General features: G+C 65.5%; 22 protein-coding genes. 8 read left to right on the top strand and 14 right to left on the bottom strand.

Going from position 1 to position 21,212, the window contains the following annotated elements; translation table 11 throughout:
* Positions 1-2: 2 nt before the first annotated feature.
* The 6 genes from A3K89_RS16670 to A3K89_RS16645 all read right to left on the bottom strand — a co-directional run bounded on the left by A3K89_RS16670 (position 3) and on the right by A3K89_RS16645 (position 7,068).
* The gene (locus A3K89_RS16670) at positions 3-1,493 is read right to left on the bottom strand and encodes a SulP family inorganic anion transporter (RefSeq protein ID WP_254303559.1); all 1,491 of its coding nucleotides are present in this window, start codon (positions 1,491-1,493) and stop codon (positions 3-5) included.
* A 49-nt stretch (positions 1,494-1,542) separates the two neighbouring features.
* A complete protein-coding gene (locus A3K89_RS16665; RefSeq protein ID WP_068427982.1) occupies positions 1,543-2,160 on the bottom strand; it encodes a LysE family translocator in 618 nt (205 codons plus the stop codon).
* A gap of 38 nt (positions 2,161-2,198) precedes the next feature.
* Positions 2,199-3,302, bottom strand: coding sequence for a succinyldiaminopimelate transaminase (dapC, locus tag A3K89_RS16660; protein WP_068427979.1), 1,104 nt, complete (start codon positions 3,300-3,302; stop codon positions 2,199-2,201).
* A 2-nt stretch (positions 3,303-3,304) separates the two neighbouring features.
* Positions 3,305-3,628 carry a ferredoxin gene (gene fdxA, locus A3K89_RS16655; protein WP_068427977.1) on the bottom strand — a complete coding sequence of 108 codons (324 nt, stop codon included), beginning with the start codon at positions 3,626-3,628 and terminating at the stop codon, positions 3,305-3,307.
* A gap of 108 nt (positions 3,629-3,736) precedes the next feature.
* The gene (locus A3K89_RS16650) at positions 3,737-4,507 is read right to left on the bottom strand and encodes a hypothetical protein (protein WP_068427974.1); all 771 of its coding nucleotides are present in this window, start codon (positions 4,505-4,507) and stop codon (positions 3,737-3,739) included.
* A complete protein-coding gene (locus A3K89_RS16645; RefSeq protein WP_068429024.1) occupies positions 4,507-7,068 on the bottom strand; it encodes a bifunctional FO biosynthesis protein CofGH in 2,562 nt (853 codons plus the stop codon). Before A3K89_RS16645 ends, A3K89_RS16650 begins: the two co-directional genes overlap by 1 nt.
* A gap of 73 nt (positions 7,069-7,141) precedes the next feature.
* On the opposite strand from A3K89_RS16645, the gene A3K89_RS16640 reads away from it, so the two are divergent.
* The 3 genes from A3K89_RS16640 (at position 7,142) to A3K89_RS16630 (ending at position 9,848) form a co-directional block, all read left to right on the top strand.
* The gene (locus A3K89_RS16640) at positions 7,142-7,630 is read left to right on the top strand and encodes a PH domain-containing protein (RefSeq protein ID WP_068427971.1); all 489 of its coding nucleotides are present in this window, start codon (positions 7,142-7,144) and stop codon (positions 7,628-7,630) included.
* Between the two features lie 62 nt (positions 7,631-7,692).
* Positions 7,693-9,123 carry a PH domain-containing protein gene (locus tag A3K89_RS16635; protein WP_084423876.1) on the top strand — a complete coding sequence of 477 codons (1,431 nt, stop codon included), beginning with the start codon at positions 7,693-7,695 and terminating at the stop codon, positions 9,121-9,123.
* On the top strand, positions 9,111-9,848 hold the full coding sequence (locus tag A3K89_RS16630; protein ID WP_068427959.1) for a uracil-DNA glycosylase: 738 nt from the start codon (positions 9,111-9,113) through the stop codon (positions 9,846-9,848). Before A3K89_RS16635 ends, A3K89_RS16630 begins: the two co-directional genes overlap by 13 nt.
* Here A3K89_RS16630 and A3K89_RS16625 read toward each other — a convergent pair.
* From A3K89_RS16625 to typA, 5 genes are all read right to left on the bottom strand, one after another.
* The gene (locus tag A3K89_RS16625; RefSeq protein WP_068427956.1) at positions 9,775-10,227 is read right to left on the bottom strand and encodes a hypothetical protein; all 453 of its coding nucleotides are present in this window, start codon (positions 10,225-10,227) and stop codon (positions 9,775-9,777) included. The genes A3K89_RS16630 and A3K89_RS16625 overlap by 74 nt on opposite strands.
* A gap of 28 nt (positions 10,228-10,255) precedes the next feature.
* Positions 10,256-10,414, bottom strand: a complete 159-nt coding sequence (locus A3K89_RS26025; RefSeq protein ID WP_165839484.1) for a hypothetical protein — start codon at positions 10,412-10,414, stop codon at positions 10,256-10,258.
* 50 nt (positions 10,415-10,464) lie between these two features.
* Positions 10,465-11,349: an N-acetyl-1-D-myo-inositol-2-amino-2-deoxy-alpha-D-glucopyranoside deacetylase gene (mshB, locus tag A3K89_RS16620; RefSeq protein WP_068429023.1), complete on the bottom strand. Its 885-nt coding sequence runs from the start codon at positions 11,347-11,349 to the stop codon at positions 10,465-10,467.
* Positions 11,325-13,031 carry an ABC transporter family substrate-binding protein gene (locus tag A3K89_RS16615; protein WP_068427953.1) on the bottom strand — a complete coding sequence of 569 codons (1,707 nt, stop codon included), beginning with the start codon at positions 13,029-13,031 and terminating at the stop codon, positions 11,325-11,327. The genes mshB and A3K89_RS16615 overlap by 25 nt, the downstream gene beginning before the upstream one ends.
* A 76-nt stretch (positions 13,032-13,107) precedes the next feature.
* Positions 13,108-15,024: a translational GTPase TypA gene (typA, locus tag A3K89_RS16610; protein WP_068427950.1), complete on the bottom strand. Its 1,917-nt coding sequence runs from the start codon at positions 15,022-15,024 to the stop codon at positions 13,108-13,110.
* A gap of 190 nt (positions 15,025-15,214) precedes the next feature.
* On the opposite strand from typA, the gene A3K89_RS26020 reads away from it, so the two are divergent.
* Entirely contained in the window at positions 15,215-15,391 is a 177-nt protein-coding gene (locus A3K89_RS26020; RefSeq protein WP_165839483.1) for a hypothetical protein, read from the top strand.
* Here the strand turns inward: A3K89_RS26020 and A3K89_RS16600 are convergent.
* A complete protein-coding gene (locus tag A3K89_RS16600; protein WP_068427943.1) occupies positions 15,369-15,767 on the bottom strand; it encodes a (deoxy)nucleoside triphosphate pyrophosphohydrolase in 399 nt (132 codons plus the stop codon). The two genes, A3K89_RS26020 and A3K89_RS16600, sit on opposite strands and share 23 nt — an antisense overlap.
* A 14-nt stretch (positions 15,768-15,781) precedes the next feature.
* On the opposite strand from A3K89_RS16600, the gene A3K89_RS16595 reads away from it, so the two are divergent.
* Positions 15,782-16,078 (top strand): 4a-hydroxytetrahydrobiopterin dehydratase, encoded by a 297-nt coding sequence (locus A3K89_RS16595; RefSeq protein WP_068427939.1) that lies wholly within the window; start codon positions 15,782-15,784, stop codon positions 16,076-16,078.
* Here the strand turns inward: A3K89_RS16595 and A3K89_RS16590 are convergent.
* Positions 16,020-17,240: a mannosyltransferase gene (locus A3K89_RS16590; RefSeq protein WP_068427936.1), complete on the bottom strand. Its 1,221-nt coding sequence runs from the start codon at positions 17,238-17,240 to the stop codon at positions 16,020-16,022. The genes A3K89_RS16595 and A3K89_RS16590 overlap by 59 nt on opposite strands.
* Positions 17,241-17,530: 290 nt before the next feature.
* Between A3K89_RS16590 and A3K89_RS16585 the strand changes: the two genes are divergently transcribed.
* On the top strand, positions 17,531-18,349 hold the full coding sequence (locus A3K89_RS16585; RefSeq protein WP_068427933.1) for an Rv1157c family protein: 819 nt from the start codon (positions 17,531-17,533) through the stop codon (positions 18,347-18,349).
* A 12-nt stretch (positions 18,350-18,361) separates the two neighbouring features.
* Positions 18,362-19,552 carry an MFS transporter gene (locus A3K89_RS16580; protein WP_068427930.1) on the top strand — a complete coding sequence of 397 codons (1,191 nt, stop codon included), beginning with the start codon at positions 18,362-18,364 and terminating at the stop codon, positions 19,550-19,552.
* Between the two features lie 62 nt (positions 19,553-19,614).
* Here A3K89_RS16580 and A3K89_RS16575 read toward each other — a convergent pair whose 3' ends face one another.
* The gene (locus tag A3K89_RS16575) at positions 19,615-20,349 is read right to left on the bottom strand and encodes a DUF1906 domain-containing protein (RefSeq protein WP_068427928.1); all 735 of its coding nucleotides are present in this window, start codon (positions 20,347-20,349) and stop codon (positions 19,615-19,617) included.
* A gap of 184 nt (positions 20,350-20,533) precedes the next feature.
* Between A3K89_RS16575 and A3K89_RS16570 the strand changes: the two genes are divergently transcribed.
* Entirely contained in the window at positions 20,534-21,112 is a 579-nt protein-coding gene (locus A3K89_RS16570) for a TerD family protein (RefSeq protein ID WP_068427926.1), read from the top strand.
* The last annotated feature ends 100 nt before the right edge of the window (positions 21,113-21,212 follow it).

Here is a 21,212-nt window from a genome sequence, read left to right as displayed (position 1 = left end):
GCTCAGCCTTCCCCACCCAGTCGGCCTGTCAGACGTCCGTGGCGTTCTTTGCTCGGTCCGTGCAGTCCCACGATGGAGACGGCCTTTCCTGCTCGGGCGTACTTGGTCGTCACGGCGTCGAGGGTAGCAACGGTCGACGCGTCCCAGACGTTCGCTTCGGTCAAGTCGATGACGATGTTCGACGGGTCGGCGGAGTAGTCGAACTGGTGGATCAAGTCGTTGCTCGACGCGAAGAAGAGCTGGCCCCGTACGCCGTAGACGCGGGTGTCGGCGTCGGGTCCGGGCAGCTCGACGACCTCGGTGACATGCGCGACGCGTCGCGCGAACAGGATCATCGCGACGACGACACCGACGATGACGCCGTACGCCAGGTTGTCGGTCAGCACCGTCACCGCGACCGTCGCGACCATGACTGCCGTCTCGCTGAGAGGCATGCGACGCAACGTCTTCGGCGCGATGGAGTGCCAGTCGAACGTCGCGAAGCAGACCATGATCATGACGGCCCCGAGTACCGACATCGGGATGCGCGCCACCACGTCGCCGAACACGACGACCAGAAGCAACAGGAACGCTCCCGCCAGGAACGTCGAGATGCGGGTGCGAGCGCCGGAGATCTTCGTGTTGATCATCGTCTGACCGATCAGCGCACAGCCGCCCATCCCGCCGAACGCTCCCGTGACGATGTTGGCGATGCCGAGGCCCGCGCCTTCGCGTGTCTTGCTCGACGGGGTGTCGGTGACGTCGTCGACGAGCTTGGCCGTCAGCAGTGATTCGAGAAGTCCGACGAGGGCCATGGCGAACGCGAACGGCGCGATGATCGTCAGTGTCTCCATGTTCCACGGCACGTCGGGCATGAACAGCGACGGCAACGACGACGGGAGTTCGCCTTCGTCACCGACGTTCGGAACCTGCAGACCGAAGACGATCGTCACGAGCGTCAAGGTGGCGACGGCCACGAGCGGCGCCGGAATTGCCGTCGTCAACCGGGGAAGGACGATCATGATGACGATCGCGGCGGCAGCAATCGGGAAGACCAGCCACGAGACGTCCACGAAATAGCGAATCTGGGCGATGAAGATGAGGATTGCGAGTGCGTTGACGAAGCCGACCATGACGCTGCGCGGGATGAACCGCATCAACTTCACGGCACCGAACGCGGTCAACGCGATCTGGATCGCCCCACCGAGCAGAACCGTCGCGACGAGGTAGTCGAGGCCGTACTGCGGAACGATCGGCGCGATGACGAGGGCGACGGATCCCGTTGCCGCAGAGATCATCGCGGTGCGACCGCCGACGATCGCGATGGTGACGGCCATCGTGAAGGCCGAGAACAGTCCGACACTCGGGTCGACGCCGGCGATGATCGAGAACGAGATCGCTTCGGGGATCAACGCCAGTGCGACGACGAGGCCGGCGAGGACCTCGGTCTTCAGTCTCTTCGGGGAACGCAACGCGGACAGAACAGACAGCGTGGTCGACACGTCATGGGGCACGTGGCACCACTCTACCCTCACGTGAGGGTAGAGTCGCACGCGGTCGACGTCAGACCGACGACGCCACGGTCCCGACGCCCAGTGCCGCGAGGATTCCGGCACTGACGCGGTCGAGCCAGTCGGTGACCTTGGGCCGACGCAGCAAGGCGACCGCGCGCGACGCCGCGATCGAGAACACACCCATCACCAGCGCCGCGACGACGACCTCGACGAGCCCCAGCGTCATCGCACCGCCGAACGTGACGACCGTCAGGAACTGCGGGACGACGGCGAGATAGAAGAGGCCGACCTTCGGATTCAGGGCACACGACAGCACGCCTGCCCCGAACGCGGACCGCATCGACGCGGCGACGGGAACCAGCGGCTCTCCCGCAGCCTTGTTCTTCCGACGCGCCATGAATGCTCGAACACCCAGGTAGAGCAGGTACAAACCCCCGAGGACCTTGATGACGCGGTAGACCGTCGCGGATTGCTCGACGATCGCAGCGAGCCCCACTGCTACCAGTGCAGCCCACAGGAAACCGCCGATCGAGACGCCCATCGCAGCCGCGATTCCCGGCTTCAGTCCGCCGATGCTGTACCTCAGCACCAGGAACGAGTCCGGTCCCGGCAGGATCGCCAGCAGAAAGCACACTCCGGCGAAGCCGAGCAACAGGCTGAAAGTCATGCGGAGAATGAAAGCACCCAGGCAGGGCAAAGTTCAAACTAAATAGACAGCCTCGTAGCCGCGGCGCCGATGCGTTCGTCCGAAGCCGTCAGCGCGATACGGACGTGCCGAGCACCGGTCGGACCGTAGAACTCGCCGGGTGCGACGAGGATGCCTCGCTCGGCGAACCAATCGACGGTGTCGCGGCACGGTTCGCCGCGCGTCGCCCACAGGTACAGGCCTGCTTCGGAATGGTCGACGGTGAAGCCCGCGCCGCGGACCGCGTCGAGGAGTTCCTTTCGACGTGCCCGGTAGCGCTCACGCTGCAGGTTCTCGTGCTCGTCGTCCGTCAGCGCGGCAGTCATCGCAGCCTGAATCGGAGTGGGCACGATCATGCCTGCGTGCTTGCGGACCTCGAGCAGGTCCTTCACGAGCACCCGGTCGCCCGCGACGAAACCGGCACGGTAACTCGCCAGATTCGAGGTCTTCGAAAGCGAGTGCACCGCAAGAAGATTCGTGTGGTCGCCGTCGCACACACGCGGGTCGAGGATCGAGACGGCCTCGGCCTCCCACGTCAGTCCGAGGTAGCACTCGTCGGACACGACGACGGCGTCGCGCTCACGAGCCCATGCGACGACCTTGCGTAGGTGGTCGATTCCGAGCACCTTGCCGGTCGGATTCGACGGCGAGTTGATGAACACGAGCGACGCACGCTCGGGTCCGAGTCGATTCAGGCCGTCGGCGCGCGTCACGCGAGCGCCGGCCAGAAGGGCGCCGACCTCGTACGTCGGGTACGCGACTTCCGGGATGACGACGAGATCGTCGGCGCCGAGACCGAGCAGCGACGGCAACCAGGCGATCATCTCCTTGGTTCCGATCGCAGGCAGGACCGCCTCGATGTTCAGACCGGTTACCCCGTACCGGCGCTGCAGCGCCGCAACGGCCGCTTCACGTAGCTCGACTGTTCCGATGGTGGTCGGATATCCGGGCTCGTCCGACACCGATGCCAACGCGTCGCGGATCACCGGGGCGACCGGGTCGACGGGCGTGCCGACGGACAGGTTGACGATGCCGTCGGGATGCGCCTGTGCCTTCTCCTTCGCGCCGGTCAGAGAGTCCCACGGAAAGTCGGGCAGGCCTGAAGCGACCGATATACGAGCCAAGGTCAGTGCTCACCCATGGGAGGAAGTGCCTTGATGAACGGCGGGTCGTAGTCGACCTTGCCGAGCTTGGCTGCGCCGCCGGGCGAACCCAGGTCGTCGAAGAAGTCGACGTTCGCGCTGACGTATCCGCTCCACTGCTCCGGCACGTCGTCCTCGTAGAAGATCGCCTCGACGGGGCAAACCGGTTCGCACGCACCACAATCGACGCACTCGTCCGGGTGGATGTACAGCATTCGGTTACCCTCGTAGATGCAGTCCACCGGGCATTCTTCGATGCACGCCTTGTCGAGCACATCGACACACGGTTCCGCAATCGAGTAGGTCACTGCTGCTCTCCCTCCCTTTCCGATAGGTCGACGCCGAGGTGGCACCTCGAACGCCCTGAATATCCTAGTATCGCGTCGTAAAAATCCGACAACCAGCGCAGGGTGTCCTCACTTGCGCGACGACGCATCCGCATCCGACGTCGTCCGGGGGCCTACGTGCTTCGTCCCGGCGGCGTGGTCGGCGATCCACCGACGTCCCTGTTTCGCCGCTCGCGACAACGCCTCCCGCTCGCCGACGAAGCTGGCCAGGCCGCCTACCACCGGAATCGCGGAGATGACCCGAAACGGCAGCCGGCTGTGCGGACGTTTGGCCAGCTCGCCGGACACGTCACGCAGCACCGCCGCGACGTCCCACATGGCCCGCAGCAGCGCGAACGGTCCGGAGCCCCGAGGGCGTTCCTTGTCCTGGGCGGCGTCGCGTTCGGAGAGATCGATGTCACGTTCGCACAGCACGGACGCCAGCAACCGCACGTGCGTCTCCCGATCGGTCACTCCGCTCTCGCGCGCGACGGCGACGAGAACCATTGCCTGATTGGCGAACCCGAGGAGATCCTGCAGCGGCAACCGGTTGACGAGCACGCCGAATACACCGGGAAAAGCCACGGCGACAGTGTTCAACGCGCCGATCCGCGCGACCCACCACTGCGAGCGCGCGTCGGCACCGAGTTCCTGCCATCCCCGAGTTCCGGGGAAATCGGTGGCGTTCAGCGCCCAGGCCAGTGCATCGAAAGCCTTGTCGACGACGGTGTCATCGGCCTCGGGCGTCCGGAATGTACGAGCTTTCAAACCCACCGGATCGCGGGTTCCGAGGATGTCGAGAACAGGGTCGATGATGGCGACGGCTCGTGTCAGAGCGGCCGCGACGGTGCGGTCTTCCATCAGACGAGTCCGAGCGCGGGCATGTGCTCGACGCGGTCGTAGGTGGTGGTGCGTTCGCGGGCGGGACGGCCGATGCCGTTCGCGATCTCGTGCAATTCCGCGACGGTCTTCTCCGAACCGTTCTCACTGCCTGCCATACGGGAAATGGTCTCCTCCATCAACGTGCCACCGAGATCGTTCGCGCCACCGTTCAACATCACCTGCGTACCGGTGATACCCAGCTTGACCCAGGAGGTCTGGATACTGTCGATCCGCCCGTGCAACATGATCCGCGCGAGCGCATGCACCGCACGATTGTCCCGATTCGTCGGACCCGGCCGCGAGGCCCCCGCCAGATACAGCGGCGAGGACTGATGCACGAACGGCAACGGCACGAACTCGGTGAACCCACCTGTCCGATCCTGAATCTTCTTCAGCACGTTCATGTGTCCGACCCAGTGCGACGGGTTGTCCACGTGCCCGTACATCATCGTCGAGCTCGATCGCAGTCCCACCTCGTGCGCGGTGGTGACCACGTCGATCCACTCCGCTGCAGGCAATTTGCCTTTCGTGAGCACCCAGCGGACCTCGTCGTCGAGGATCTCCGCCGCCGTGCCCGGAATGGTGTCCAAGCCCGCCTCGCGCAGAGCCGTCAGCCACTCACGCACCGACTGCCCACCCCGCGAGGCGCCGTTGACGATCTCCATCGGGGAGAACGCATGCACGTGCATGCTCGGCACCCGCTCCTTCACCGCGCGCACCAGATCCGCATATCCGGTGACGGGAAGTTCGGGGTCGATACCGCCCTGCATGCACACCTCGGTCGCGCCGGCGACATGCGCTTCCCACGCCCGATCCGCCACCTCCGACGTCGACAGCGTGAACGCATCCGCATCACCCTTGCGCTGCGCGAACGCGCAGAATCGGCAGCCGGTGTAGCAGATGTTGGTGAAGTTGATGTTCCGGTTGACCACGTAGGTGACGTCGTCGCCCATCACCTGCTTACGCAGGTCGTCGGCGAGCGCCGCGACCGCATCCATGCCGGCACCCTCGGCCGTCGCCAACGCCAGATACTGCTCGTCACTGCACCCGGCCGGATCGGCTTCGGCCGCCTTCAACGCCGCCATCAGATCCCGGTCGACGCGTTCGAGCCCGGCCAGATCGCGCACCTGCTCACGAATGGAATCCCAATCCCCGAACGCGTTCGCCAGATCACTACGGGTGTCGGTGTTACGGCCGTGCGAGTCGATCTCGGTGTTCAGATCGATCCGGCCCGACGACTCCCACTGCTCGTCCGGTTCCTGCCACGGCAGGCCCGACGGCGTCACATCGGCCCGGGCCATCCCGGTCTCCGGATCCGCCAACGCATGCACGTGCGCCGAGATGCGCGGGTCGATCCACGGAGCCCCGGCGAGAACATATTGCGGCTGCGCGGCGGTCCGTTCCACCAGCGTGTACCCGCCGGCCCGGGACAGCTCGGCGAGGGTGTCCAGGTTCGGCCACGGCCGTTCGGGATTGACATGATCCGGCGTCAGCGGCGACACCCCACCCCAGTCGTCGACGCCCGCCCGCAGCAACGCCGCGGTCTCCTCTGCCTCGACGAGGTTCGGCGGAGCCTGAATCCGCATGGCCGGCCCCATCAGAATCCGCGTCACCGCGATCGTCGCGAGGAATTCCTCCATGCCCGCGTTCGGCGCCGACCGCATCGCCGTGTCGGACTTGGCCAGGAAATTCTGCACGATGATTTCCTGAACGTGCCCGAATGCCTTGTGCACCTTGCGGATTGCCATGATCGACTCGGCGCGGTCTCGAATGGTCTCGCCGATGCCGACGAGAATGCCCGTCGTGAACGGAATGTTGAGTCGGCCCGCATCGGTCAACGTGCGCAGCCGAACCTCCGGATCCTTGTCCGGGCTGCCGTAATGCGCCTGCCCCTTCTCCTCGAACAGCCGGCGCGAGGTCGTCTCGAGCATCATGCCCATCGACGGCGCCACGGGCTTGAGCCGCGAGAGTTCCTGCCACGACATCACGCCCGGATTCAGATGCGGCAGAAGACCGGTCTCCTCCAACACCCGAATCGCCATGGCGCGCACGTAATCCAACGTCGAGTCGTAGCCACGCGAATCGAGCCATTCCTTGGCCTCCGGCCACCGCTCCTCCGGACGGTCACCGAGGGTGAACAGTGCTTCCTTGCACCCGAGTTCGGCGCCTTTACGTGCGACCTCGACGATCTCGTCCGGGTCCATGAACAGCCCGTGCCCCTCGGCCTTCAACTTCCCCGGGACGCTCACGAACGTGCAGTAATGGCACTTGTCCCGGCACAACCGCGTGATCGGGATGAAGACCTTCCGCGAATACGAGACCGTCCTCGCACGCCCCGCCGACTCCAACCCCGCATCACGCACCCGCGACGCCGACGCCATCAGATCGACCAGATCCTCACCGCGCGCATGCAACAGCACAGTGGCCTCGTCGACGTTCAAACTCACCCCGTCACGAGCACGACGCAGCACTCGACGCATAGCGGACGGGGCAGGGGCTTTCTCGTCGTGTCGAACAGGTGCAGCAGGATCAGGCAGCATGGTCACCAGTCGATCATGCTCCTCCGACACGATCGTGTGCCACCGGGAGGTCCCCGAAGCTAGATTCGTAGCCATGATCACGATGACCGACCCGGCGTGGCGGCCGAGTCCCCGTGCGAAGCAGTTGTGGGCGATCAATGCAGCTCTGATGTGGATTCCGGTGTTCGTCGCACAAATCGTGTGGGCCGTGATCGATGGTCGGTGGACGACGTGGCCACACGTAGCGGCGCTCGCCGTGACCGTCGCCGTGGCCGTCGCGCACATCGTGGGTGTGCCGCTGTGGCGCTACCGGGTGCATCGGTGGGAGATCAGCGAGACCGCCGTCTACACGCTGACGGGATGGTTCGACCAGGAGCGACGCATCGCACCGATTTCACGGGTCCAGACCGTGGACACCGAACGCGGCCCGATCGACCGGATGCTCGGCCTGGCGACCGTGACCGTGACGACGGCGTCGTCGGCGGGCGCCGTGAAGATCACTGCCCTGGACAAGGACGTCGCGGACAAGACCGTCGCTCGGCTGACCGACATCGCCGGGCGCACACTGGGTGACGCGACGTGACCACCGAGACCGAGCTTCTCGTCGAGGAGGAGCAGAGGCCGTGGCTTCGACTCGACAAGCGCATGCTGCTGGTGCATCCGGTGAACGAGGGCGTCAAGGTTCTACCGGTCCTGCTGGTGTCGTTCGTCGTCGGTAGCCAGAGCGGCAATCACCTGTTGGGACTGATCATCCTGGCGATCGTGGTCGTCTACGCGATCCTCCGCTGGTTCACCACGAGTTACCGCATCGGCCCGGTACACGTACAACTTCGGACGGGCGTCTTCCAGAAGAAGGTGCTGTCGGTTCCACGCAGCCGCATCAGGTCGGTGGACATCGAGGCGAACCTGCTGCATCGCGTACTCGGGCTGTCCATCCTGCGAATCGGCACGGGACAGCAAGCAGGCAAGGGCGAGAAGTTCGAACTCGACGCCCTCGACGCGAATGTCGTTCCCGCGCTGAGGGAAGAGCTGCTGCACCGTGTCACCCGCGCCGGCATCGGCCCGGGTGGACCGCCGGTAGTCGAAACCGAGATCGCGCACTGGCAGACGTCGTGGGTGCGGTTCGCACCGTTCTCGTTCACGGGTGTCGTGACGATCGCGGCCGCCATCGGCGTGCTGTTCCAGTACGGCCTCGGTCAACGGCTCGCCGAATCGTCGGTGATCAGCGACAGCATCGATTCCGCCGAACGACTGGGAATCGTCGTCGTGGTACTCGTCGGACTGGCGCTCCTGTTGGTCGTCGCGAGCGTGTTCGCCTGCGTCCGCTACCTGATCACGTACGGCAACCTGACCGTCACCGACGACGGAACACGGATGCACGTGAATCACGGTCTGCTGAAGACCCGTTCGACGACACTCGACCGCAAACGGCTCCGCGGGACGTCACTGTCGGAACCGTTGCTTCTGCGGTCCGTGAACGGCGCCCGGCTCGACGCGATCATGACGGGCGTCAGCGCGGAGAAGAAGGAGTCGTCGCTGCTGCTGCCCCAGGCGCCGGTCGACGAAGCGCTGCGGATGATGACCGTCGTTCTCGGCGAGGCGGGATTGACGTCCGACGCACAGAAGCCGCTGACCCCGCACGGACCGGTCGCGCGGCGTCGGCGCTACACCCGCGCGGTCGGACCCGTCGTCGTCGCGGCAGCCGCACTCGGCGTCGCCGAGGCACTGGGTGCGCCGATTCCGCCGCTCGCATGGGTTGCCGCCGTAGTCCTGCTGGTCGGTGCCGTGTTCGTGGCGTGGGACCGATACCGAGGCCTCGGACACGCACTTCTCCCCGGCTGGCTGGTCACTCGGCACGGCTCGCTCGACCGACGGCGTCACAGCCTCGAAGCGGCCGGCATCATCGGCTGGACCGTCCGACAGACGTTCTTCCAGCGGCGAGCAGGCGTCGCCACCATCGTGGCCGCGACGCCTGCGGGCGTCGGCCGTTACGAGGTTCTCGACGTCCCTGCGGACCAGGCGTGGTCGATCGTCGAGTCCGTGACACCGGGAGCCGGGGACATATGGGCGCGCTGACTCCCCGCAGCATCGACGAACTCGACCTCGCCGTCTCGTCGTGCCGTGCGTGCCCACGGCTGGTGCGCTGGCGCGAGAAGGTGGCCGCCGAGAAGAAGGCGGAATTCAGGGACCAAACCTATTGGGGCAGGCCGGTTCCCGGCTTCGGCCCGGCAGATGCGTCGATGTTGATCGTGGGCCTCGCCCCTGCCGCGCACGGCGCCAACCGCACCGGCCGGATGTTCACCGGCGACCGTGCGGGCGACTTTCTATACGCCGCGATGTACGAGGTGGGACTCGCGAGCCAACCCACCGCGACGCACATCGGCGACGGCCTGGAACTGCACGGGGTGCGCATCACGTCACCGGTCCATTGCGCTCCCCCGGCGAACAAGCCGACGATCGACGAACGCGACCGATGCCGGACATGGCTCGACTTCGAACTCGGACTGCTGCGCCCGAACCTGCGCTCCATCGTCGTCCTCGGCGGATTCGGATGGCAGTCGCTGCTGCCCGTTCTACAGCGCAACGGCTGGGACATCCCGCGTCCGAGGCCGAAATTCGGTCACGGGGCAGAGGTCAGTCTGGCGGCACCGTCGGGTCGTTCCGCAGGCTCCACTCCTGGAAGCATCCGGCTGTTCGGGTGCTTCCACGTCAGTCAACGCAACACGTTCACCGGGCTCTTGACCCAGGAGATGACCCAGGACGTGCTGCGGGCTGCGGCGACCCATGCGGGGCTGTCGTGAGCGCCTTCAGCCGCCACGAGAACAACAGAATGCCGGGCGGCACCGCGCCACCGACCAACAGAAGCGCTGTCCGCCAGTCGGCGAGGAGAAGGACGTCGCCTCCCGGTCCGCCGAACATGCACAGCAGCACGCCGACGCCCCACCCGATCAGCGGCGACGCGATAGCCGCCGGCCGCTCGGCCACCTTGCGCGCGGCGAACAGCAACGCGACGTTCGCGACACCGGCCAGCAGCGCACTGACCGGAAACGGGATCGACCCCAGGTAGGTCGGCAGGAACAGCACCGAGAGGACGCCGCACAGAAAGCCGTCGAAGATCAATACCGCCAGAGTCGCCCTCGAGACGAGTACGACGGCATTGGATGCGGCTTTCGAGATCATGACGCCAATAGTGACGTACGAGCAGGAATCAGGAGACCGGAGGGTATCCCAACGACGTCAGCAGGTTGCTCATGATGTTGGCGAAATCGGTGAGGCCTTGCTGATACAGCATTTCCTGACGCGGGAAGTCCGGCATCAGCGAGTTCACGAACGCGACGATGGCGTCCTGCACTACCCAGTTGTACATGTTCGTGATCCACCCCACATATCGGTGCCGACGTGATGCAGCACATAGTGTCACACGCCGGAGAACAAATCACCTTCGCGTCCCGACGCATCCACGTCGCCGAGCTTGCCCCGCACCAGAACGTACTGCTCGTCGGCCAGAATGGGCTGAACGATGTTGTTGGACAGTGCGTACTCGACGCCCGACGGGGCCACCGTCACCTGCGTCGCGTGTGCGTTCAACGCCTCACGCTTCAGATGGAACACGCCGCGCACGTCGAGTGACGTCGTGACGATGTCCTCGGGGACGCTCGGCAGTTCACCCGGCTCGGGCATACGCCACCCGTCCGGAACGTCCTCGATCGCGGCGATGCCGTCGCGCAGTTGATCGGCGCCGGTGACGGTCCAGTAGAACTTCGACGGCATCCACGGCGCGCCCGCATCCGGATACAGGTCGGATCCGGCGATGTCGAACGCTTCGGTGACGAGCGAGTGGGCCTGCTGGTGATCCGGATGGCCGTAGCCACCCTCCGGGTCGTAACCGACGACGACGTGCGGCTTGACTGCACGCACGACCGTCAGCATGGCCGTCAGCGCTTCGTCGCGGTCGACGTTGACGAACGCCCGTGGATTGGCGGCGGCAGCCGTCCCGGCCATGCCGGAGTCACGCCACCGCCCGGCGCCACCGAGGAAGTTCGGGGTCCCTGCGCCGAGAACGTCCAGGGCCCTGTGCAATTCGTGGATGCGGTAGCCACCGAGCTGATCTGCCTCGTCGGCGATCAGGTGAGCCCATCGGTCGCCGATGACCTCGCCCTCTTCACCGAGCGAACACGTCAGAACGGTGACCTCGACACCCGCCTGCGCGTAGTGTGCGATGGTTCCGCCCGTCGTGATGGTCTCGTCGTCCGGATGTGCATGAACGAGCAGCAATCTCACTTGGTTCCGGTCCTCATCCATGTCGCTGCGTCGCCGAAGATTCCGACCTCGATCGGACCTGCGAGCGACACACCCTCGACGTCGTTGCCGACGGCAACGACGGACGAATCCTGCGAAATCGGTAGCACGGCCGACAGCGACCACAGCTGCGGCTCGGCTTCGGCTTTCAGTGCATCGACCGAGAGTTCGCCTGCCAGAGCACGATTCACCGAATCGGTCAGTTCTGGCACACACAGCCCGGACGTGTTGCTCGGCGCCACAGCCGGTATGTCGTCGGACGCGGGAATCGGGTCGACGGCGGCGCATCCGAACCTCGACGCCATCACCGTGGCCGCGTCGACGCCGACGCTCGTCCATCCCACGATCGCGTCGACCTGTCCCTCGGTCAGCGCGGTGCCGTAGAGCTCCTCTGCGGGCAGTGGTGTCACGGTCGCCGCGATTCCCGCACCTGCCAACTGGTCGGCCGCCGTGTTGGCCACCGCCAACGCAGTGCTGTCACCCTCGACGGCACCGATGACGAATGTCAGTGGCACACCGGCTTTTCCGATGCTCCCGTCCGGAAGCGGTACGTAACCGCTGCGATTCAGCGACGCCAGCGCGGCGTCGCGACCGATCGGAGCGGGTGCAGTCGGCCCGTATCCCGGATCGGACGGGCTCGACAATTGTGCTCGCGCAGGATGATCCGCCGAGCCGCTTCCGGCCGCGACCGTCGACAGCAACGCCGGGTCCAGCAGCCCGAGAATGCCGCGTCGCATTTCGGGATCGGCGAGTTCCGGGGTACGCCCGTTGAGCGTCAGGTCGAGAACGCGCGGCTGGAACCTGATGTCGGTGCGCACACCGGGAATCGCGGCGAGCTGCGCTTGCGTCGCGGAACTGGCCCGAACCTGTGCTACCTGAGCATCTTTCGAGCGCAACGAGTCCGCGAGTTGAGCCGCGGTACCGCCGCGGCGGAGGAGAATACGATCGGGAAGAGCGGGCTCGTCCCAGAACCGGTCGTTGCGTTCGAGCAGAATCTCGTCGCGACCCTGGTCGACGGATTTGATGTTGAACCGCCCACCCGATACCGGCACGTTGTCGGACAGACCACTCTGGAAACCACCCGGCGAATCCTTCAACAGGTGGCTGGGCAACAGGTCGGTGAACAGACGCTGCCAATTCGGGTACGGCTGACGCATCGTCACGTCGACGGTCTTGCCACCGCCCGACGACTGGACGTCCTCGATCAGCGCGTAGCCGGCAGGGTCGACGACGCCTGGCTGCGAGATCATCTGCCGCCACAGGTAGCGGAAGTCCTCGGCGGCGATCGGGGCGCTGTCGGACCACTGCGCTTCGTTGCGGAGCTGATAGCGCACCGTGAACGGATTCTGCGACGTGACCTCCGCCGAGATCAGCAGAGACGGATCCGGCGTCCAGACGGTACGCGCGGGGTCGGCCGGATCGAGCGTCGGCCGGAACGGACTGGGCAGAACCAGCGCGCTGACGGCCGAGTTGGCGGGCGACTGATCCGACAGCAGATGAGGATTGAATCCGTTGCCGACGTCGTCGATCGCGACGACGACCTGATCACCCGTTTCGACGGGCGCGACGGGAGTGGTCGTCGTGGTCGTCGGAGCGCTCTCCACCGGTGGAGGCGGGTTGGCGGTGCATGCTGCGAGCGCCAGGGCGACGAGTCCGATGCCCGCGGTGTGCAGTCGCTGCCGCAATATGCCACTCCTTCGTCGTGGCCCGTGCGTGCTCGGTCTCTACCCGACCGAGCACGCACGGGCGCGTCAGCGCACCTTACAGAGCAGCCTTGTCACGCGACTTCGCACGCGAACGCTCGCGTGCACGGTCCGTCTGCGACAGGTGCACCTTGCGGACGCGCACGGCCTCCGGGGTGACCTCGACGCACTCGTCGGCGGCACAGAACTCCATCGCAGCTTCGAGGGTGAGCTCGATCGGCTTCGCCAGTGTCTCCGTGGCGTCGGCCGTCGCGGAGCGCATGTTGGTGAGCTTCTTCTCCTTGGTGACGTTGATGTCGAGGTCCTCGGCGCGCGGGTTGATGCCCACGACCATGCCCTCGTACGTGTCGGCGCCCGGGTCGACGAAGAACGTTCCACGGTCGGCGAGCTGGATCATCGCGAACGGCGTGACCGAGCCGGTGCGGTCGGAGACGAGCGAACCGGTGTGGCGGGCGCGGATCTCGCCTGCCCACGGGCCGTATCCGTGCGAGACGGCGTTGGCGATGCCGGTACCGCGGGTCTCGGTGAGGAAGTCGGTACGGAAGCCGATCAGGCCGCGCGACGGGACGATGAACTCCATGCGGACCCAACCGGTTCCGTGGTTGGTCATCTGAACCATCTTGCCCTTGCGGTTCGCGAGGAGCTGGGTGATGGCACCGAGGTGCTCTTCGGGGGTGTCGATGGTCAGTTCCTCGAACGGCTCGTGCACCTTGCCGTCGACCTGACGGGTGACCACCTGCGGCTTGCCGACGGTCAGCTCGAAGCCTTCGCGACGCATCTGCTCGACGAGGATGGCCAGCGCCAGCTCACCACGGCCCTGCACCTCCCAGGCGTCGGGGCGACCGATGTCGAGAACCTTGAGCGAGACGTTGCCGATGAGCTCGGAATCGAGGCGGCTCTTGACCATGCGTGCGGTCAGCTTGTGGCCCTTGACGCGGCCGACGAGCGGGCTCGTGTTGGTGCCGATGGTGACCGAGATGGCCGGCTGGTCGACGGTGATGGTCGGCAGTGCGACGGCGTTCTCGGGGTCGGCGATGGTGTCACCGATCATGATCTCCGGGATGCCCGCGACGGCGACGATGTCACCGGCGGTTGCCACGTCACCGGGCTCACGGGTGACGCCGACGGTCTTGAGCAGCTCGGTGATCTTGACGTTCTTGACGCCGTCGGCGTGCATCCATGCGACGTTCTGGCCCTTGCGCAGCTGGCCGTTGTGGATACGGACGAGCGCGAGGCGACCGAGGAAGTCCGACGCGTCGAGGTTGGTGACGTGCGCCTGCAGCGGCGCGTCCGCGTTGCCCTTGGGGGCGGGAACGTGCTCCATCAGAACGTCGAACAGGACGTCGAGGTTCTCGGTGTCGGGTGCGGCACCGTTCTCGGGCTGGTTCAGCGACGCCTTGCCCTCGCGGCCCGACGCGTACAGAACCGGAAGGTCGAGCAGAGCCTCGGCGGCCTGGGCCGCGTCGTCGTCGAGGTCGGATGCCAGGTCGAGGAGCAGGTCCTGCGACTCGGAGACGACCTCGTCGATACGTGCGTCGGGACGGTCCGTCTTGTTGACCACGATGATGACCGGCAACGACGCGGCGAGCGCCTTGCGGAGCACGAAGCGGGTCTGCGGCAGCGGGCCCTCGGAAGCATCGACGAGCAGGACGACGCCGTCGACCATGGACAGGCCGCGCTCGACCTCACCACCGAAGTCGGCGTGGCCGGGGGTGTCGATCACGTTGATGACGGTGACGGTGCCGTCGGCGTTGTGGCGGTGAACAGCGGTGTTCTTCGCCAGAATCGTGATGCCCTTTTCCTTCTCGAGGTCACCGGAGTCCATGACTCGGTCCACGAGTTCGGCACGCTCGGCGAACGCTCCCGATTGACGCAACATGGCGTCGACCAGCGTGGTCTTGCCGTGGTCGACGTGTGCAACGATGGCGACGTTGCGGAACGATGTGGTGGTCTCAGTACTGGTGGGGGCGCTCACGCGAAAAATTCTCCTGGGTCGAATGCGGGCTCTTGTTCGCTAGCGGGCTTATGTCGCTAGAGAAGCGCGCTGCACCGCGAGGTTCTCGCGACCGATCGAGTTTACCCGCTGCTACGAGGTGACCCACACCACGCAGTACTCTTGGCCTGAAGTTCACCGGATTGTTCTTCTCGAGCGCGGAGCGAAATACATGGGCAAGGTCAAGGCCAAGGACATCTCGGGTCTGAAGCCCAAGAAGAAATGTTGCCGCAAGAAGACCAGGTGCTTGAAGTGCCCCGTCGTCATCATGCGGATGAAGAAACTGGAAGATCAGGGTGCGACGGGCAAGGATCTGAAGAAGGGCCTTAAAAAGGCCCGGGCTGCCTGAGCAGCTCGCTCAGTTCCGGTATCCAGGCACGGTCCGCGTCGACCAGATCGATCTCTCCCAGCCCGCGGGCATCGACCCACCGTAGATCCGAATGTTCCAGCGGCACAGGCGTTCCCGAGATCAACTCGACGAGGTAGGCGCGAAGTGTCAGCGCGCCGGACAACTCGACGTCACCCGCGAGCGGCTCCCCCACCGAGGTCTCCACACCCAGTTCCTCGCGTAGCTCGCGCACGAGTGCGTCCTCCGGCTTCTCACCGTCCTCGACCTTGCCTCCCGGCAGTTCCCATCGGCCCGCGAGGTCGGAGGGTCGGGATCGCTGGGCCAGCAGAAGCAATCCATTCGAGACCAGTGCGCCTGCAACGACGAGTGTGCCCATGTCACCATCGATTCATGAGTGGGGATGACAAGCTTTCGAATTCCGACATCGACGATGCTCTCACCGGTCTTCCGGGATGGACACTCGACGGGCAGGAGATCGTGCGCACCGTCGAGATGCCGACGTTCCCGGCCGCCATCGAGTTCGTCTCGCGCGTGGCCGACGCGGCAGAGGCCGCCGATCACCATCCCGACATCGACATTCGGTGGAGAAAACTCACCTTCAGGTTGTCGACGCATTCCGCGGGCGGCCTCACGAAGAAGGACGTACATCTCGCTCACGAGATAAACGCACTTCTTCCCGACGATTGATCCGGCCCAGGTAAATCGTCCAGCCGTAGACGAGAAGAGCGCCGACCACGTCGACCGCGCCGAGCCACGCCAACACGCCGGGTCGGGACACGAGCCAGATCGAGTCCTGGAAGAAACTGAGAATCCACGGCACGCCGACGAGCGTCGTCGCCAGCCAATAGGCGGCGACGAGCTTGGTGCCGAGGCGCTGCCGATCCTGTCCGTGCAACAACCACACCAGCAGCGGCATGACCCAGACCCAATGGTGGGACCACGAGATCGGCGACACCAGCAGACCGAACAGCTGCACCACGACGAGCGTGCCCAGTCGATCGTCGGCACGCAGCGCGCGCCAGGCGAAGAACGCCAGCACAGCGCAGATCGCGACGCCCACGATCCAGACGGGACCGGAGCCGACGTCGTGACCGGCGACGCGGCTCATCGCGCCGCGCAGCGACTGGTTCCACACCGATCCCACCGGGCCGATGCGATCGGCGTCGCCCAGCAGCGTCGTGAAATAGGTACCCGCCTGATGCCCGAGGATCAGGTAGCTGAGGCCGACGGTCGCACCGAACGCGACGGCGGAGAAGATCGCGGCTTTCCATCTCCTGGTCGCGACGAAATACAGCCCGGTGATGGCCGGCGTGAGCTTGATTCCCGCGATGATCCCGACGAGACCGCCTGCCACCCACCACCGCGAACTCCGAATCGCGACGAGTGCACCGAGGGCGAGGAAGACGTTGACCTGCCCGTAGTCGAGTGTCGTGCGGACCGGCTCGGTCCACAGCGCGATGGCCGTCCACAGCATGGCGACGCGTGTCCAGCGCTGGGACTGGGCCGTCTCGTCGCCCAGAACCAATCCGAGGCTGAGCTTGATCAGCAGGAACATCGCCGCCATCGTCGCGAGCTGCCAGCAGACGCCGACGAGGGTGAACGGCAGGTAGTGCAGCGGGAAGAACACCAGCGCCGCGAACGGTGGATACGTGAACGGCAGCGGGAAATCGGGGGTTTCCTCGGAGTACGTGAAGTCGTACAGGTCGTCGCGCAGCAACTCGGCGGAGCCGTCGACGTACACGTGCAGGTCGACGAGATTCATGCCGTTGGGCGTCAGGAACGCCCAGGCGAGTCTCGCGACGACCGACAGCACCAGCAGGATCGGGGCACATCGAACCAGACGGTTCACGTCTTCTCTGCTCCCGTTCGCATCATTCTTCGGCCGCCCCCGTTCGAGACCGACGCGGCGAGCTTATAGGGAACTCGTTCGGGGTTCACAAACGCACGTCACAGGATCGACGCGTTCCGATGCTGCTGGATCACAAATAACATTTGCATCACCAACCACACAGATCACTTCAGTAACAAGCTAGTCTGCGACGGTACGGGGTGGGCGGCACCGGCTGTACAAGGAAGGGTCCGATACATAGAGTGACCCCTCGAGCCAGCAACCGCCTCAGGGCGAAGTTGACGATCAGGATGGGGAAACTAGTGCTTCGTTTCGGGGTATCGCGCAGGGCTGTCACCGCCGTAGCCGTCGCAGCAGCCGCCGCGCTCGCCGTACCGACTTCCGCTTCGGCAGAGCCCGCACCACCCGAGCTGCCCGCACTGATCCTCCCCACTCCGGATCAGCCGCTCCCCGATTACGCAGAGGTCGAGGCGCTCGCGTCGTTCGCACCCGCGATTCTCGGTGCCGCAGCAGGTCCCGCCGACGCGGCCGCAGGCCCGCAGGCCGAGATTCTCGCCCAAGCGCGAGCACTGCTGGCGAACTCGGGACTTCCGGACAACGTCAAGAGCACTCTCGAAGCGGTCATCACGTTCCTCGACGGTTCGGGTGGCGGCGGACCGGAACTGCCGCCGTCCGACGGTCCGGTCATCGCGCAGTTCCTCTACCCCACCCTCGGCAAGGGCTGCATCTCGGACACCGCCGATTCCGTCGGTACCGCGCTCGCCGTCCCCGGCCCTGCGACGCTGCCGCCCCCCGGCCCGGCTGCAGGCCAGGCAGGCTTCGTGTTCACCGCCCTCGGCACTGCTCCGATCGCAGAGAAGCAGGAAGCGCCGCTGACCGCGACGTGGCTCAACCTCGACAACCGACGCAGCGGAACGGTCGATCTGACCGGTGCGTCGCGCATCAACCCCGACGGACCGGCGACGATCTCGGCCATCGCCGACACCGGCCCCGGCCGCGTCCTGTCGGTCATCTCGGGATCGATCACGACGCAGTCGAAGGAAGATCCGTCGGCAGCTCCGCGGACCTGCTCGTTCCTCCCGACGATCGGCACCTTCTTCGTCGCCTAGTACGGTCTGCTCGTGAGCAGACCCTTCGCGTTCGTCGCGACCACCTACGCGTTCGCAGTCGGAATGATGGGCACGACGATGCCCACACCGGTGTATTCGCTGTATCAGGCCGAGTTCGGATTCTCGGTTCTGGTCATCACGGTCATCTTCGCCGCGTACGCGCTCGGTGTCCTGGCGGCACTGCTCGCGTTCGGGCGATGGTCCGACACGCTCGGCCGACGGCCGTTGCTCCTCGGCGGCATTGCGTTCGGCATCGTCAGCGCGCTGGTCTTCGTGTTCGCGGGCAATCTCGCTGCGCTACTCGTCGGACGCGTGCTGTCGGGGCTGTCCGCGGGCATCTTCGTCGGCACCGCGACGGTGACGCTCGTCGAACTGGTTCCGGACAAGTGGAAGGCCAAGGCACCCGCGATCGCGACGGCTGCCAACATCGGCGGTCTCGGCCTCGGCCCGCTCGTCGCAGGCCTTCTGGTGCAGTATCTTCCGGAGCCGACGCATCTGACGTTCGTCGTCGACATCGTGCTGCTGGTGATCGCTGCGGTAGCGGTGTTCCTGGTGCCCGAGACCGTCGACGTACAGCCCGGTGCCACGCCACACATGCAGCGACTGTCCATCCCCGCCGAGATTCGCGGAACGTTCGCACGCGCGGCGATCGGCGGGTTCGCGGGCTTCGCCGTCCTCGGACTGTTCAGCGGCGTCTCACCGGGATTCATGACGACGGTCCTCGGCGTCGACAACCACGCCGTGGGAGGAGCCGTCGTGTTCCTGATCTTCGCGGCGTCGGCCGCGGCCCAGATCGGGCTGCGGGGTCTCGACGCGGCGTTCGCTCAGCGCGCCGGCTGCATCGTGCTTCTGGTCGGCGTCGCGGCACTGGGAGCGTCGCTGTTGCTCGCGTCGTTCCCGCTTCTCGTCGTCGCCGCGGTGGTGTGCGGTGTCGGACAAGGCATCACGTTCAGCAAGGGAATGGCCTCGGTCACCGCGGAACTGCCTGCAGACAGGCGTGCCGAGGTGACGTCGACGTTCTTCGTCGTGCTCTACGTCGCGATATCGATCCCGGTGATCGGCGCGGGTGCAGCGGCGAACGCGTGGGGACTCGTGACGGCAGGCGTCGTGTTCTGCGCCGTGGTGGCGCTCCTGGCCGTCGTCGCGTTTCTACTCCTGACCGTGTCCGGGCGTCAGGACGAGAAAGAATCCGAGAAGAGCTGATAGAAGTAGCCGGCGATCGTGTACAGCACGTCGATGAAGTCCATGATTGTTCCTTTTCTGTCTCAGGCCAGCGACCACTGGCCGTAGTCGGGTTTCAGAACGACGTTGATGTCGACGCCGATTCCGTCGACCTTGTCCTTGTCGATTCTGATCTGGTGCAGGTGCGCCTTCGGGTGTCGGAAACCCTTGGGCGTTCCCCAGTTGTGCTGCCAGTACCACTGACCGAGCCCGGCGATGGACGCCAGTTCGATGGTCGGTGAGTTGGCGTAGATTCCGGTGTTCTCCGGGCCGACGACGGACTGCCAGCCGAGGATGTAGGGCGCGATCATCGTCGCGAACTCGATGGCCGTCGGGTTGTCGTCGATGGACGCGTAGATCGGCCGGTTCTCCGGACCGCCTGCGGCACGGTGCAATTCGAGCCCGCGGTTCGCATGCTTCACACCCGCCGCATATCCGCCGCGCCAATCCGACGTCGTTCCTTTGCCGTACTGGTAATTGGAGACGACCTCCAGTCCGGCCTCGGTCAGTGCGTCCGCCTCGTCACGCTTCATCGGTTTGCCCAGCATCCACTCGGCTCCGGGACGACGGTCGGACACGTAGCGCACGGCTCCGAGATGGCCTGCCGCTTTGATGGATTCGGGCGACGGAACGCCCGCCGCGTAGTCGATCAACGTTCCCAGGCCGTCGGCATGCGCCGACTGCGCACCCACGGCCGCCAGTCCGACTGCGGCAGCCGACCCCACGGCCGCGTACTTGAACAGATCGCGTCGCGATACGTGCACGGTTTTCCCCCACATTCGGTGTCCCACGGCGTGTCGTCGATCCCGCGGGCATCGACGCTGTTACTTTTTGCAGTTTGCGTATTGCACCACATTCACATCCGTATCGCCAGTCACCTGACTCTCGCCAGCCACATCCGCCTCGTCGGCGATTCCCTTACTGTGGAGACCAACCGGTTCTGCATCACTGAAGGAGAAAGACATGGGCGTCACCCTCGCCAAGGGCGGAAATGTCTCGCTGTCGAAGGAAGCACCGAATCTCACCGCAGTCACGATCGGCCTCGGCTGGGACGTGCGCAGCACGACGGGCGGCGACTTCGACCTCGACGCCAGCGCGATCGGACTGAACTCGAACAAGAGGTCCGTGAACGATCTGTTCTTCGTCTTCTACAACAACCTCCGCTCGCCGGACGGCGCGATCGAGCACACCGGCGACAACCGCACCGGCGAGGGAGAGGGCGACGACGAGAGCATCGACATCGATCTCACCGCCCTGTCGCCCGAGGTCGAGTCCATCGTCTTCCCTGTGTCGATTCACAACGCCGACGCGCTCGGCCAGAACTTCGGTCAGGTCGTCAATGCCTTCATTCGCGTCGTGAACAAGGCGGACGATCGTGAGCTCGCGCGCTTCGACCTCAGCGAGGATGCGTCGACCGAGACGGCGATGGTGTTCGGCGAACTCTACCGTCGCGGATCGGAATGGAAGTTCCGCGCGATCGGCCAGGGATATGCGTCGGGCCTCGAAGGAATCGTGCGCGACTACGGCATCAACGTGGGCTGACGCATAACGATTGAACAACCGACGAGCCCTGGACTTGAGAACGAACGAGAACCTGTGGTCCGATCTTCTCATTCGTAACATTCGCCTCATGAGTCACAGG

The organism is Rhodococcoides kyotonense, assembly GCF_001645385.1.
Taxonomy (GTDB): domain Bacteria; phylum Actinomycetota; class Actinomycetes; order Mycobacteriales; family Mycobacteriaceae; genus Rhodococcoides; species Rhodococcoides kyotonensis_B.
The sequence above is the reverse complement of the archived record's forward strand: the minus strand, read 5'-3'. Positions and strand labels throughout refer to the sequence as shown.